The 13,146-nt window shown below is 51.9% G+C and carries 10 protein-coding genes; 8 read left to right on the forward strand and 2 right to left on the reverse strand.

All coding sequences use genetic code 11. From position 1 onward, the window contains the following. Positions 1–48: 48 nt before the first annotated feature. Together M2298_RS17635 and M2298_RS17640 are read right to left on the reverse strand one after the other, a co-directional pair. Entirely contained in the window at positions 49–561 is a 513-nt protein-coding gene (locus tag M2298_RS17635) for a hypothetical protein (protein WP_122962309.1), read from the reverse strand. 79 nt (positions 562–640) lie between these two features. Then, on the reverse strand, positions 641–1,963 hold the full coding sequence (locus tag M2298_RS17640) for a hypothetical protein (RefSeq protein ID WP_141254210.1): 1,323 nt from the start codon (positions 1,961–1,963) through the stop codon (positions 641–643). Positions 1,964–2,254: 291 nt separating this feature from the next. On the opposite strand from M2298_RS17640, the gene M2298_RS17645 reads away from it, so the two are divergent. The 8 genes from M2298_RS17645 to M2298_RS17680 all read left to right on the forward strand — a co-directional run bounded on the left by M2298_RS17645 (position 2,255) and on the right by M2298_RS17680 (position 12,948). Next, a complete protein-coding gene (locus tag M2298_RS17645) occupies positions 2,255–3,298 on the forward strand; it encodes an extracellular solute-binding protein (RefSeq protein ID WP_122962311.1) in 1,044 nt (347 codons plus the stop codon). A 12-nt stretch (positions 3,299–3,310) separates the two neighbouring features. Then, complete coding sequence (locus M2298_RS17650; protein WP_122962312.1) at positions 3,311–4,126, forward strand: ABC transporter permease; 816 nt, start codon at positions 3,311–3,313, stop codon at positions 4,124–4,126. Beyond that, positions 4,126–4,917, forward strand: a complete 792-nt coding sequence (locus M2298_RS17655) for an ABC transporter permease (protein WP_122962313.1) — start codon at positions 4,126–4,128, stop codon at positions 4,915–4,917. Before M2298_RS17650 ends, M2298_RS17655 begins: the two co-directional genes overlap by 1 nt. Continuing rightward, positions 4,918–5,970: an ABC transporter ATP-binding protein gene (locus M2298_RS17660; RefSeq protein WP_229049777.1), complete on the forward strand. Its 1,053-nt coding sequence runs from the start codon at positions 4,918–4,920 to the stop codon at positions 5,968–5,970. A 10-nt stretch (positions 5,971–5,980) separates the two neighbouring features. After that, positions 5,981–6,781, forward strand: a complete 801-nt coding sequence (locus tag M2298_RS17665) for a sugar phosphate isomerase/epimerase family protein (RefSeq protein ID WP_122962314.1) — start codon at positions 5,981–5,983, stop codon at positions 6,779–6,781. A 48-nt stretch (positions 6,782–6,829) separates the two neighbouring features. After that, complete coding sequence (locus tag M2298_RS17670; RefSeq protein ID WP_280648800.1) at positions 6,830–10,063, forward strand: glycerophosphodiester phosphodiesterase family protein; 3,234 nt, start codon at positions 6,830–6,832, stop codon at positions 10,061–10,063. A 151-nt stretch (positions 10,064–10,214) separates the two neighbouring features. Further along, positions 10,215–12,083 carry a sigma-54-dependent Fis family transcriptional regulator gene (locus M2298_RS17675; RefSeq protein ID WP_280648801.1) on the forward strand — a complete coding sequence of 623 codons (1,869 nt, stop codon included), beginning with the start codon at positions 10,215–10,217 and terminating at the stop codon, positions 12,081–12,083. A gap of 28 nt (positions 12,084–12,111) precedes the next feature. Next, a complete protein-coding gene (locus tag M2298_RS17680; RefSeq protein ID WP_280648802.1) occupies positions 12,112–12,948 on the forward strand; it encodes a lipoate--protein ligase family protein in 837 nt (278 codons plus the stop codon). Positions 12,949–13,146: the final 198 nt, after the last annotated feature.

Consider the following 13,146-nt stretch of genomic DNA (forward strand, 5'->3'; position numbering starts at 1 on the left):
GATGGCTGCTGGAAAAGAGCGTAGCCATCGTCTTTTTCACCTTCCTTGCTAAGGAGTAGGGTTTTCTTTATAAGGATAGGTAATTTTCAAGCGGTAATAATCGTTACTCAAGTACTTATATTGTATCTTTAGAATTTTTCCTCCTTCATAAACTAAAAAACTTGATTCATTGACCAAAGCATGAAAGCTGCTAATCTTTCCTTCGTTTTTCAATATTGGCAATACTTCATTGTAAAAAGCATTAAACTCATTCTCATTGGAGTACGTCCGATAAAATGGTGAGCAGCTGTCTGTTATACCTTCAAAAACTGTACGTTCAGGAAGTGGCAGTTTGAGTTCCTCACACTGGAAGGAATGGCTAGGGGCCAGATAACTTTTTAGAGCATGTTGAAATTCTCTGTCCCAAAAAAACAATTGAATAAGGATGAGCAAGGAAAGAGCAAATACGATCTGCCACTTCCTTTGGCGCCATCCTGCGCGGCGAAGTACCAAAGAAAAGTAGATTAGGAAGATGACAAGAAAGAACAGGGAGTAAAAAATGTGGGACAGGGGAATTGGCATAGATCCTCCATGGTGAGCGTGTATTGCATTTTGAAATACAAAGTCATAACAAACCGCACTTCACTATCTGAAATACTATTTAGTTGTGTTTTATCGAAACATAGTAGGTAGACAAATAAATGGGGCGGATATAAGCGTCTTTAGAAGTCGCTCCCCAGTGATCATTTATCCTAAGAAACTCGTAAGTCCATACGTGGCGTGTATCATTGCTATCTCGAAAAGTTGCCTCGTATTCTTTGGCTCCCTTAACAGTGACTGTATGATCATAGTAAGGTTTCGAGTCCATGCTATAATACCCTGGCCCATCACTATCTAAATAGTTTTTAATATCGTCGTAATCTGGGGTGACTATTTCTTCATCATCACTTGTGGATTGAGATGAATCCCCTACTGCGTTAGCTGCAATTTTGTATAAGTTAGCATTATCCCAAGGATAGACCCCGTTGTCCGGTTTAACAAAGTATTTTGATTTAATCATTGCGTCGTATGCTTTCTTTTTATTGGAAGAGGATAAGTTAGAGTGATAGTTCATAATTTCTAATGTGCTAATTAATGCGCAATCATTATCGTAGTTATCCCATGGACTATCATCCTGATTTATTTCAGGAACATAGTAAGATTGGCTATACTCTTCGGATACTTTGACATTTGTATATCCATCATTTTCTAAGTATTTTTTTAACCATACGCCTGGATCTGTAATATAGTCGCCGTCGTATCCTTCGTTAGCACCTGAAAGAAAAGTTGAAAATAGTGAATCTAGCGTATCTTCAGTGGTATTCTCCCATTTATTCTGCATCTGAGTAGTGTTTATAATTCTCTTTTTGTTTGGCTCGCTATTGTTTTCCCTCTTCAATTCATCTATTGACTTTCCTTTATCCTTACCTTCAATTACAACGCCATCGTGATTAACTGAAAAATGCTGAAACTGGTTAGAATATAAAGTTTTGTTATTATCGAAATATGAAGAATCAATCTTTTCAAAGGAGAATTGAAGCAGCTCGCCGCTATCGGAGTCCACAATAACGAACCCTTCTGTGAAAATAACAAGAACCTCTGATAAGCGATCTTCCAAGTCATGCACAGGAATAATTTTCTTTACTTTAAACATGCCTTTCTTTATTTGTTCAGCCCAAGGGGATTCTGTATCGACTGCGGAAATAACCATACTCTCCATTAGAGCTTGAGCGGTGCCATTTGCTATTTTTTCAAGATCGTTTGTACTAAGTATTGATTTCCTATTCTTGGGAATATATTTTCCGATTTCTTTTACAAATCGCTCGTTACTACTTTTACTGATGAGCATAGATGAAGAAGACTCTTTTGCTACTCCGGTATCTGGATAAGCTAAAGTTGATAAAAGAAGTGCGCCAGCAACTAGTAAGAGATTTTGTTTACTCATATTACCTTCAAAGTAAAAAAATGTAATTAAATCACTTTGAGTATATTTATTATACATTTTATTGTCAATATTTTACCAATCTTTAACATTCATTAAAAATTGTAACACATTCCCTTAACATTCAAGGCTTATAGTAAAAGCAACAAGCAAATAGCTTCGGAACCATTGGGTGGAGACATGTGAAAACCCATAGTTTCTTCGTACGTGCGCCAGGTGGCATGCGGAAGGACTATGTGTTTTTTTGTGTCTCCCTTTTTGTGTTCCGCTCAAAACGACAGGAGGAATCAGAGGATGAAACGTGGTTGGCTTGGCTTGACCTTGGCAGTGGCAATGGTGGGTATGGTCGGTTGCTCTGCGGCGGGAAGCGCAACTGGAGCAGCTGGGGGCGCCGGAAAAATGGCGATTGTGTACAACAACTCTGATGAGTGGGCGAGCTTTGGCACGATTCGCCAGGCGTTCAAGGAAAAGACCGGGATCGAAGTACCGAATGACAATAAAAACAGCGGCCAATCCGTGACAGCGATGATTGCGGAAAAAGACAGCCCGATCGCCGATGCGGTCTACTACGGAATCGTCTTCGGCTCTCAGGCGGTCGAGAAAGATTTGGTGGAAGGCTACAAGCCGCCGCATTTTGACGAGATTCCCGCAGCGTTGAAAGACCCTGACGGCAAGTGGATGACAGTGCACTACGGCGCGATCTCGTTCATCGTCAACAAGCAGGCACTGGGCAGCACCCCTGCGCCACAATCGTGGGCAGACCTTTTGAAGCCGGAGTACAAGGGCAAAGTCGGATTCCTCGACCCGTCCTCGGCTGCCGTAGGCTACAGCGTGACCGTAGCGGCCAACCTCGCCATGGGCGGCGATTTGGACAACTGGAATCCGGGCATCGATTACTTGAAAAAGCTGGAGGCAAACGGAGTCATCCATCCAAAAGGAACAGCCAATGCCAAAGTGATGAAAGGCGAAATTCCGATCATTATCGACGCCGATTTCAACGGCTACAAGATGAAGTACGAAGAAAACGGCCCAATCGATGTGGTCATTCCAAAAGAAGGCTCGCTGAAGCTGCCGTACGCCATGTCGATTATTAAAAATGCGCCGCATAAAGAGGCCGGACAACAATATCTCGACTTCCTGCTCTCCGACGAAGGTCAGCAAATGTTCGCCAAAGGCTTTGTCCGCCCGATCCGCAACGTGCAGATTCCAGGCGAGGTCGAAAGCAAGTTCTTGCCAGCGGCTGATTATGAGCGCGTCCGCGACGTTGACTTTGCGAAAATGAATCAGGTTCAAAACGCTTTTATCGAGCGTTGGAAGAGTGAAGTTCTTGCCAACTAGAGGAGTTTGTCTATGAAAAGAATGGGCGTTGCCGTCTTTGTCTTACCGATTTTCCTGCTGTTTGCGTTCTTTTTCCTGTATCCGCTCATCGTGCTGGTCGTAGCGAGCTTTCAGCGCGGCGGCGAGCTTACGGCGGGCAATTACGCTCAGATCATCACCAACCCGCAGTATTTGCACTCGCTGTGGAACAGCTTGTGGCTGTCTCTGTCCGTGACCTTGGTTGCGCTGGTTTTGTCTGCTGTGCTCGCCTTCTTTTTGGCCCGGCATTCGTTTCCGGGGAAGACGCTTTACTTTACGCTGCTGACTTTTCCGATCTCTTTTCCGGGCGTTGTCGTTGGCTTCATGATCATTATTTTGTTTGGTTCGACGGGCATTTTGCCGATGTTGTCCGAGCTTTTGACCGGGGAAAAAAAGCTGGTGTTTGCCTACACGATTGCCGGAATTTTTTTGGCCTACCTGTATTTCGAGATTCCGCGCATTGTGATGACGCTGTACGGGGCGATCAAAGATTTTGACCAGACGCTGGAGGAGGCTGCCCGAACTATCGGGGCCACGCCATGGCAGGCGATCCGCTATGTGGTGCTGCCGACGCTTTATCCGATCTTTCTCTCGGCGGGAGCACTTGCCTTTTCCACGTCGATGAGTGCATTCGGCACAGCTTTCACGCTGGCGAACGACTTCGATATTTTGCCGATCCTGATGTACAACGAGTTCACGCTCAATTTCAACATTGAAGTAGCCAGTGCGATCGCGGTCGTCATCGGGCTTGTCTGCGTGGGAATTAACCTCGGGTATCGCGTGCTGGTCGAGAAGGAGGGGCGTTCTTGATGCAAACAGCAGGAAAAGCGTTGGTTTACGTGCTGGTTTTTCTGATCAGTGCGCTCATCCTCTCTCCCTTGTTGTTTACCGTTGCCGGATCGTTTGCGGTGTACTGGGGCGCTGACATGTATTCGGCGGGCGTAACCTTGTCCTGGTATGCAAAAGTATTCGAGAAATTTGGGCATACGATTGGCTTTACGCTGGTGCTCGCTTTTTGCACGGTGCTGGTCAATACGGTGCTGGGCACGATGGCCGGCTACTGGTTTTACCGTTGGAAAAGCCGCTGGGTGTTTGTGCTGGAGGAACTGCTGTCTTTGCCGATCGCCGTACCAGGCATTGCGATTGCCCTGGCGCTGATTCAGACGTATCCCGCGATGCGCGCATCCGGTGCCTTGATGCTGGTCGGGCATGTAATCATTACGTTTCCGCTGATGTTTCGGACTGTGCTCGGCACGCTGCGGACAAAAGATTTTCGCACGCTCGACGAATGCGCAGCTACGCTGGGAGCCGGGCCGATGTACCGCTTTTTCCATGTGATTTTTCCGAGCATTCGCGGGGCGATTCTCTCCGGTGCCGTCATGGTATTCATGCTGTCGCTCGGCGAGTTCAACATGAACTTTTTCCTGTACACGCCGCTGACGGTGACATTGCCGATCGGGCTGTACGAAGCGTACTCGACGCTGCGGATTGAATTGGGCAGTGCGTACACGACACTGTTTTTGGCGATGGCGATTCCGCTGATGTACTTGCTGCATCGCCTGAACCAGAGTTCGGCCTTTTCGCGAAACGGAGGGGTGTAGATGGAGGAGAGCACGGTGCAATCGATGGAAATTGCCATTCGTGGCGTATCAAAAACTTTTCAGGATGGAACGACGGCCTTGCAGCCGATCGATTTGCAGGTAGCGGCAGGCGAGGTGCTGGTGCTGCTCGGGCCATCTGGCTGCGGGAAAAGCACGCTGCTGCGGATGATTGCCGGGCTGGAGCAGCCGACAGCCGGACGTATTTTGATCGGGGATCGCGACGTTACCCAGCTTCCGCCGGAAAAGCGGGGGATCGGCTTTGTTTTTCAACAGTACGCCTTGTTTCCTACGATGACGGTGGAAGAAAACATCATGTTCGGCATGAAGCTGCGCAAAATCGGCAAGCAGGAGCAGAAGGCCAAGCTGGAGGAACTGCTCGCCTTGATGAACTTGACGGAGCTGCGCAAGCGACTGCCTATTCAGTTGTCTGGCGGGCAGCAACAGCGTGTGGCGATTGCCCGCGTGCTGGCGACTGACCCGATGATTTTGCTGATGGATGAGCCGTTGACGGCACTGGATGCCAAATTGAAGGAGCACCTGCGGTTGGAGCTGGCCCAGTTGTTTCGCAAGCTGCACATTACGACGGTATACGTGACGCATGACCAGACAGAAGCGATGGCGATTGCCGACCGGATTGTTGTGATGAACAAAGGGGTCATCGAGCAGAGCGGTACGCCGAAAGAGATTTACCTCAAGCCGAAATCTTCATTTGTGGCCCAGTTTGTCGGGCAAGTGAACCGCTTGCGGGCAAAGGTCAAGACAGCGGAGCGTGGCAACGTCCTCGATTTGGGATTTTACCAGCTTCCGTACAAAGGGGAGAGCCGGGCAGTCGCGGACATCGATGTGTTCCTTCGCCCGGAGGACGTATATCTCACGCAAGAAGCAGGCTTTTCTGCACGCGTGCAGGACGTGATTTTTCTCGGCGATCATTACCGCGTCATTGCCGAGTCCGGCGGGCAAAAGCTCGTTATCGACGTCGGAAACGACACGCTGATCCACGAAGGAGATCAGGTGCAACTGGAAATACGCGAAGACAAAATCATTTACGCATGAGGTGACGGGGATGAAAAAAGAAATTTGCTACTCCGACTTGGCGCTTTTGACGCAGCCGATTGAGGCAAATATCGAGCTGCTTCTGGAACACGGCGCAGACAAAATCGAGCTTTTGATGGACGGGCTGCAATGGGATGCCATGGACGATCAGATCGCCCGCATGAGCAAAGTGCTGCCTCAGTACAACGCAGGGTACACGGTGCACCCGCCAGCGTGGGACACCAGCTTGACCAGCGAGAACAAAGCGATTCGCGAAGCGTCTTTTTCCGAGTACGCGAAAGCGATCCAGTTCGCGCATAACATCGGGGCAGAGCATGTCGTGATTCACCCCGGCTTTTGCTTCTCGCCCGTCTTTGACAAAGAAATTGCCCAGATGCGAGCGGCTGACGCGATTCATCGCCTGTGCAAAATAGCCGCGCCGCTCGGCGTGAAGCTGGCTGTGGAAAATGTAGGTTACAAAGGCGCGTCGATTTTCAGCGAAGCGGAGTTTGCGGCTTTTCTGGATGGAATGGACAGCGTCGCAGGGTACTTGCTCGACACCGGACACGCTTATTTGAACGATTGGGACATTCCGGCACTCATTCGCAGTATTTCGCACCGACTGCTTGCCGTGCATTTGCATGACAATTACGCAACAGGAGACGATCATTTGCCGATTGGAGAAGGCGGCATCAGCTGGGAGCCTGTTTTTGCCACACTTGCGCAGACCGCGCCGGATTGCCAGCTGATTTTGGAATATGCGCCGGGCACAGAGTTGGTCAAGCTTCAGCAAGGAAAAAGCGTGCTGCTGGAGCGATTGCAGCTCGTGTAAGCAAGCAAACCGCACTACTACCATGATCAAAAGGAGTGGAGAGGGAGCATGAAAAGAAAGCAGACGAAGCAAACAGGCAAAACAGGAACGCAAAAGAGGGCAACGGCAGCATCTGTACTAGCGTTGACCGTCCTGCTCAGCAATGTCCCGGTGCATGCCGAGAATGCGACAGCGGTCACTGAGACAGAAGCAGGAAGCAGCACAGCAGGCGACACGAAGGCAGAAGAGACTGGGACAGACGCGCCAGAAACCGGAGCAGCCGAAGACGCTACCGCCGGCGAGAACGGCCCAGCAACTCCGGAAGCGCCAGGGGAAGTGCCCGCAGGTGATGCCGAGACGACACCAGGAGAAGCTCCTGCCGAGGTGCCGACTGATGCGCCAGCTCCAGAGGAAATTCCTGCTGTATCGAGCGTGGAAGCTTTGCAGATCACGCAAGACTCGCCGATCAAAATTACGGAAATTTTGTACGATGCAGACGGCTCCGACGATGGAACCGAGTTTTTGGAGATTTCCAATCTGGGAACGAAAACCGTCGATATTAGCGGCTACATGATCGGCGATGAGGAAACAAGAGGCGGCGGCGAGGGAATGTTCGCTTTTCCGCAAGGCACGAAGCTTGCTCCCGGACAATCCATCACGATTGCCCAATCGTCGCTGATCAACAAGGCCAAATACCGCTATACTCCCGATTTTGAGCTTCCGCCTGTCGAGCAGTACAACCCGCAAGACGACCCGGATGTGCCGAATTTGCTGCCGACCGATTGGGCAACAGGGACGATTGTCATGGCAAACGGCGGCGATGACGTGCTGCTGATGGACGACAAGTACAACGTTCTCGACTATGTTCCATACATCAAAGACACGACTTTTAACGGCAAAAAAGTCAAGGCGGCCAAGCCGTTGAACAACTTGGGCGAATCTTTGCAACGAATCAAGCAAACGGGAGATGCTTCGGTCGACTTTTACTCGCTGTTCCCAAGTCCGGGAACGTGGAGCGACAAGGAGCCGGAAGAACCGGACTTTGGTCCGAGCGACTCTTTGATCATCACAGAGGTTATGAATGATCCGCTGTTTGATGAAAGCACGGGCGAATTTGTCGAGATTACGAACATATCGGATAAAGCTATCGACATTAGCGGCTATTTGATTGGAGATGAAGAAACAAAAGGCGGCAGCGAGGGAATGCACGCGTTCCCACCGGGGACAATCATTCAACCGTACCAGCCAATCGTTGTCGCCCGTTACGCGGATGGCATCGTAGAGCGTCACCAGACGAAGCCGGACTTTGAAATTTTCGAGTCGATGGACGATGTACCGCAAATGCTGCCGACGAAGTGGGCTACTGGCAGCCTGTATTTGGCTAACAGCGGCGATCATGTGATTTTGGCTGATCCAGAGGCGCGCGTCATTGACGCCATGGTATACGGCGATGCCAAATTCCCGCAAGTAACGGCACACCCGGGAGTGGCAGGCGGTCACACGATGGAACGCTTGACAGGTGAAGATACGAACGACGCTTCCAAAGATTTTGTCGACCAGCCTAATCCGACTCCGGGAGGTCTTCTGTTCGGCCCGGATGCTCTCGTAGACAAGATTCCGAAATCCGATTTGAAAGACAACGTCCTGATCGTGAAGGAGCCAGAGACTGGTGTTGTATCGCCAGTGACAGTAATTGGCTGCTATCAATCCGGCGATGTCTCGGCATTGGCTTCGTCCGGTGTTTCCTCCGTATTTTTGATGGTGGGCAAAAATATTGACGGACAACTGATTGTGTCGGCGGGAGACAGACCGCTTTTGGCCGATGCCCTCGATCAATTGGCGAACAAAGCGATTCCGATTTTGTCCATCGAATCGAAGGAGTTGGTGCCAGCTGTTGACCAGCTTTTGACAGAGCGTTCCTTGACGGATGTGCACATCGTATCGAGCAACCCGGAGATTGTCCGTGCAATGCGGGAGAAAAACGATGAGTACCGCGGCGCGATCCTGGACGGTGTGGACGAGCTTGATTTGGCCAAGCAAAAGCAGTTGGTAAAAACCGTACGCGCCAGCAAATCGAACGTGCTGATTTTGCCTTACGACCGCGTGAATGCGGAAGTGGCTCGCTATTTCCGTCTGCGGGGAATTACGGTATGGGCAATTGAAAAAGCCGGAACCGTGCAGCATCACGATCTGGTCAGCATGGGTGTGCGCGGAATCATCTCTGCACAGCCAGAAACGGTGTTGTCTGCTCTGGCAGCCTATCCGACCGAGACGTTGACACAGCCGCCGATCGTCTACGCGCACCGCGGCATTCCGTCCAAAAAGCCGGAAAACACGATGTATTCGTTCCAGGAGGCCATTGACCTGGGAGCAGATATCGTGGAGACGGACATTCATAAGACGAAGGACGGCAAGCTTGTCCTGATTCACGACTTTGATCTGGAGCGCACGACAAACGGCACGGGAAAAGTAAAAGACTACACGCTGGCAGAGCTTCGCGCACTGGTTGCCAACAAGCAAGACCCGGAAAACCCGGACTGGTACCAGCCTGAGATTACAGATGCCCGCATCCCTACACTCGACGAGCTGCTGGAAGCGGCAAAAGGCAAAGCCGTACTCGATCTGGAAGCAAAAAGCATCGGCTACGAAAGAGAAATCATCGAAGCCATTGAAGCGCATGACATGGTGGAAGACGTCATTCTTTGCAGCTTCAGCTCGGAAGTATTGAACCGTTTTGCCGCGTTGAATCCCGAAGTCGGACTTGGCTATGTGCTGAGCGGCTCCAAGCCGGAAACGAAGAAGGATCAATACGCGGAGAAGCTCGTCACAGATGCGATTCAGCTCAATGCCCAATACTTCCTCGACCAGGCGATTTTGACACCGGAGCTGGCGCGCTACGCCAAGCATCGCGGATTGCCGCTCGGCGTGTACACCGTAAACGAAAATGCGCAGATTGAGGAAGCGTTGCGTACAGGTGTGAGCGGGGTTGTTACCGACTACGCACAACGTTTGCTGACAGCACCAATTCGCGTCGATGCGCCGCAAAGCTCGCTGGAATTGACCGCAGGTGAAGTGAAGCCGCTCGAAGCGATCATCGACTATCGCGTGGCGGAAGACCAGTTGGCGCCAGCCCGCATTCGCCTGATTGACAACCATGACGCGGCAGTAGAAGTAGCGGCAGACGGCAAGAGCCTGATCGCCAAAAAGGCTGGCACAGCCAAGGTTCAACTGAGTGTGGAAGTGCCATCTGGCGGCAAGACGTGGAAAATGGTCACGACCGTGATCGAAGTGAAGGTCAATTAATTGTTTCGCGAAACAGGAGGGGGAGCTGCTTCCCTCTCCTTTTGCTACTATGACGTTTGTGCGAAATCAGAGGACAGACCTTGAAACTTCTGAACATTCGGGATACTCTTGATGAAAAGGCTTGATTCGTAGAGCGGAGGGTGGTTGATGCATGCTCGAGGAAAGCGTTTCGTTGCGGATGTGGAAACGTTTTGTTCAAGAAGGTGTAATTGACTCAGCACGAATCAACAAACGGATTACAGAATCGTGGCATCGCTGCAAAAGCAGCCGGGTAAACCCGTATGCAGGCACAGGGCAGGTTGTACTCGCCGGGGATGCGCTGAAAAGACAACAGGAGAATAGTCGCCTGCTGCTGGAGCTTGCCTTGCCGCAAATTGACCGACTGTCGCCTTTTATCCACGACGTGGGGATGATCGCGCTCGTGATTGACCCCGAGGGCTACGTCTTGAGCATGCGTGGCGAAAAGCGGGCGCTTCACGATGCCAATGCGATCAATTTTGTCGAAGGGGTACGCTGGACAGAGGATGAGGTGGGCACGAACGCAATCGGCACGGCGCTTTTGGCAAAAGAAGCGATCATGGTCAACGGAACCGAGCACTATTCGGTTGCCTCGCATCGCTGGAGCTGCTTTGCGGCCCCCATCCGGGACGACAGCGGCTCGCTGCTCGGAATCATTGACGTATCAAGTCCTGTCGAGCGCAGTCACCCGCAGACGATGGCGACTGTCATGACGCTTGCTTACTCCATCGAGCAGGCTTGGATGAAGCAGCGGCAGCAGGACGAACTGGAATTGCTGCAACGCGCCATGATATTGCCGAACGAAGGACAGCGGCCCATCATTTTTTGCAATCAGGAAGGCCGGGTAGTTTATGCGAGCGCAGATATACGCAAGCGAATCGCCAACTGGACCAATTTGAAAAGACGTGAGGTTGCGGAGTACGGCTTTTTCGAAGCGCGGCAAGCGCCGTTGTTTTCCGAACGTCATCCGGGCTTGATTGGCTGGGTGATCGAGCTGGCGACAAGCGATGCGGGACTTGCGCGGATGTTTGTGAACCGTTCCTCCTCATTCCGCTTCCAAGGCGAGCCGGGAACGAGCGCAGCCTTTTGCAACGTCCTGCGGGAGCTGGAGCGGATCGCGCCGACGGACGGGAACGTGGTGATCTATGGCGAAAGCGGCACGGGAAAAGAGTTGGTCGCACAAGCGATACACGACAACAGTCCGCGCCGGGAAGGGCCGTTTGTGGCAGTCAACTGTGGCGCTATACCTCGCGAGCTGATGGAAAGCGAGCTGTTCGGGTATGTGGAGGGGGCGTTCACCGGAGCGCGCCGCCGCGGACATACAGGAAAGCTGGCGCAAGCGAACGGCGGCACGCTGTTTTTGGATGAGATCGGGGAGATTCCCGCTGCCATGCAGGTCGCTTTGCTGCGCGTCCTGCAAGAGCGAAAAGTCACGCCGATCGGCAGTACGGAAGAGCATGCACTGAATATTCGCGTCATCGCCGCTACGCATCGCAATTTGCGGCAACAGGTGAGTGAGGGCAGCTTTCGCGAGGACTTGTACTATCGGCTGCACGTTCTCCCTGTATCACTGCCGCCGCTGCGGGCGCGGAAAGAAGATATTCCGCTGCTGATTCGCCACTACTGTCACAAAAACGGCTATCAGCTTGATTTGCCAAAAGCGTTGCTGGATGAGTTGATGGCGTATGACTGGCCGGGCAATATACGCGAGCTGTACAACGTTGTTGAACGTCTGCGAGTCCTTCCCCGAGAGGATTGGAAGCGGTTACTTTGCGATGTGATGCAGGCAGGAGCTGATTATGAGCTGCGTCCGCAGGCAAGACAGTCGATTCAGCAGCCGTCTTTTTACGAAGCCGACTCGCTCTGTTACCGCGAACAACTGGAGCGGCAGACGATCGTGCAAGCTCTGGAAAAAAGCGGCGGCAGCGCTTCGGTAGCGGCTGAGCTGCTAGGTATTCCGCGCAGCACTTTTTACCGCAAGCTGAAAAAGTATCGGCTCTGACGAAAGAGCACGAGAGGGGGGATCACGCATGCCATTTTATTGGTGGGAGCAAACGCCTGTTCAACTGCTTGCTACGGTCTCCCGGCCGTATCGCGGGGAGGTGTTGATCCCTTTTAGCGTTGACGAGGCGTATGCCCGGCTATGTTCACGGGAGCCGACGACTGCTCCTGTCATTCACTTGTGGCGGCATGAAAAAGCGATTGTTTTGGGCGCGCGTGATGCCAAGCTGCCGCATGCGGCTGAAGCTGTGCGACAGTTGGAGGCAGCGGGGTATCAGACCGCTGTCCGTCCATCAGGCGGGGCTGCCGTTCCGCTGGCGCCGGGAGTGATCAACTTGTCGCTGGTGATGCCTGTTGCCGCTTCTGACTTGAATCCCGAGCCGTTTTTTCTGCGGATGGTGGAGTTGATTCGTGCGACGTTGGGCGACGACGGAGCGAAAATGAGCAGCGGTGAAGTAGAAGGGGCTTATTGTCCGGGCACTTACGATCTCGCCATTGAAGGATATAAATTTTGCGGGATCGCCCAGCGGCGTTTGACTCGGGCGGTTGCGGTCCAGGCGTTCATCAATGTCGAAGGCTGCGGGCGGACGTACGAAGCGATCATCCAGTCTTTTTACGAAAAGGCAGCTATGGGCGCTCCCGTCGAGCAGTTTCCGCAAGTACAGCCGGGGCGGATGGCAAGCTTGTCCGAGCTGGGAGTGTCCGGGGGAGTGGAAGGGTTTGTCCTGCGCTTGCAGGAACTGCTGCACGCACACGCGGAGTCATCTGTTGCGGTGCTGGATGCTTGTCCAGACTCGCTTGCGCAAGAGGCGAAGAGTGCGCTCGAGCTGTTAAAAGGAAGGCAGCGCCAACTGGTCGGTTCTTAAAAAGAACCGGCTTTTTTTGTGCGTGAAAATCGGTTCGGCTTTTTCATGAAAAACGTATGAAAGCTCATGAACGCGGATGTACCTTTTCGCGTGCAATCACACGGTCATGACGGCTGGATCGTATCTGTACAGTCGGGAAACCGATCTCAAGTGAGCCTTCGCTCCACAAGCTGCTGTGAGAAAAAATGAGACAAAACG

Source organism: Brevibacillus sp. 1238 (assembly GCF_029892995.1).
Lineage (GTDB): Bacteria > Bacillota > Bacilli > Brevibacillales > Brevibacillaceae > Brevibacillus > Brevibacillus parabrevis.

What these genes read in the sequence shown, in the direction of transcription:
- M2298_RS17635 (WP_122962309.1), bottom strand. Translation starts at nt 561, where the DNA reads ATGCCAATTCCCCTGTCCCACATTTTTTACTCCCTGTTCTTTCTTGTC.
- M2298_RS17640 (WP_141254210.1), bottom strand. Translation starts at nt 1,963, where the DNA reads ATGAGTAAACAAAATCTCTTACTAGTTGCTGGCGCACTTCTTTTATCA.
- M2298_RS17645 (WP_122962311.1), top strand. Translation starts at nt 2,255, where the DNA reads ATGAAACGTGGTTGGCTTGGCTTGACCTTGGCAGTGGCAATGGTGGGT.
- M2298_RS17650 (WP_122962312.1), top strand. Translation starts at nt 3,311, where the DNA reads ATGAAAAGAATGGGCGTTGCCGTCTTTGTCTTACCGATTTTCCTGCTG.
- M2298_RS17655 (WP_122962313.1), top strand. Translation starts at nt 4,126, where the DNA reads ATGCAAACAGCAGGAAAAGCGTTGGTTTACGTGCTGGTTTTTCTGATC.
- M2298_RS17660 (WP_229049777.1), top strand. Translation starts at nt 4,918, where the DNA reads ATGGAGGAGAGCACGGTGCAATCGATGGAAATTGCCATTCGTGGCGTA.
- M2298_RS17665 (WP_122962314.1), top strand. Translation starts at nt 5,981, where the DNA reads ATGAAAAAAGAAATTTGCTACTCCGACTTGGCGCTTTTGACGCAGCCG.
- M2298_RS17670 (WP_280648800.1), top strand. Translation starts at nt 6,830, where the DNA reads ATGAAAAGAAAGCAGACGAAGCAAACAGGCAAAACAGGAACGCAAAAG.
- M2298_RS17675 (WP_280648801.1), top strand. Translation starts at nt 10,215, where the DNA reads ATGCTCGAGGAAAGCGTTTCGTTGCGGATGTGGAAACGTTTTGTTCAA.
- M2298_RS17680 (WP_280648802.1), top strand. Translation starts at nt 12,112, where the DNA reads ATGCCATTTTATTGGTGGGAGCAAACGCCTGTTCAACTGCTTGCTACG.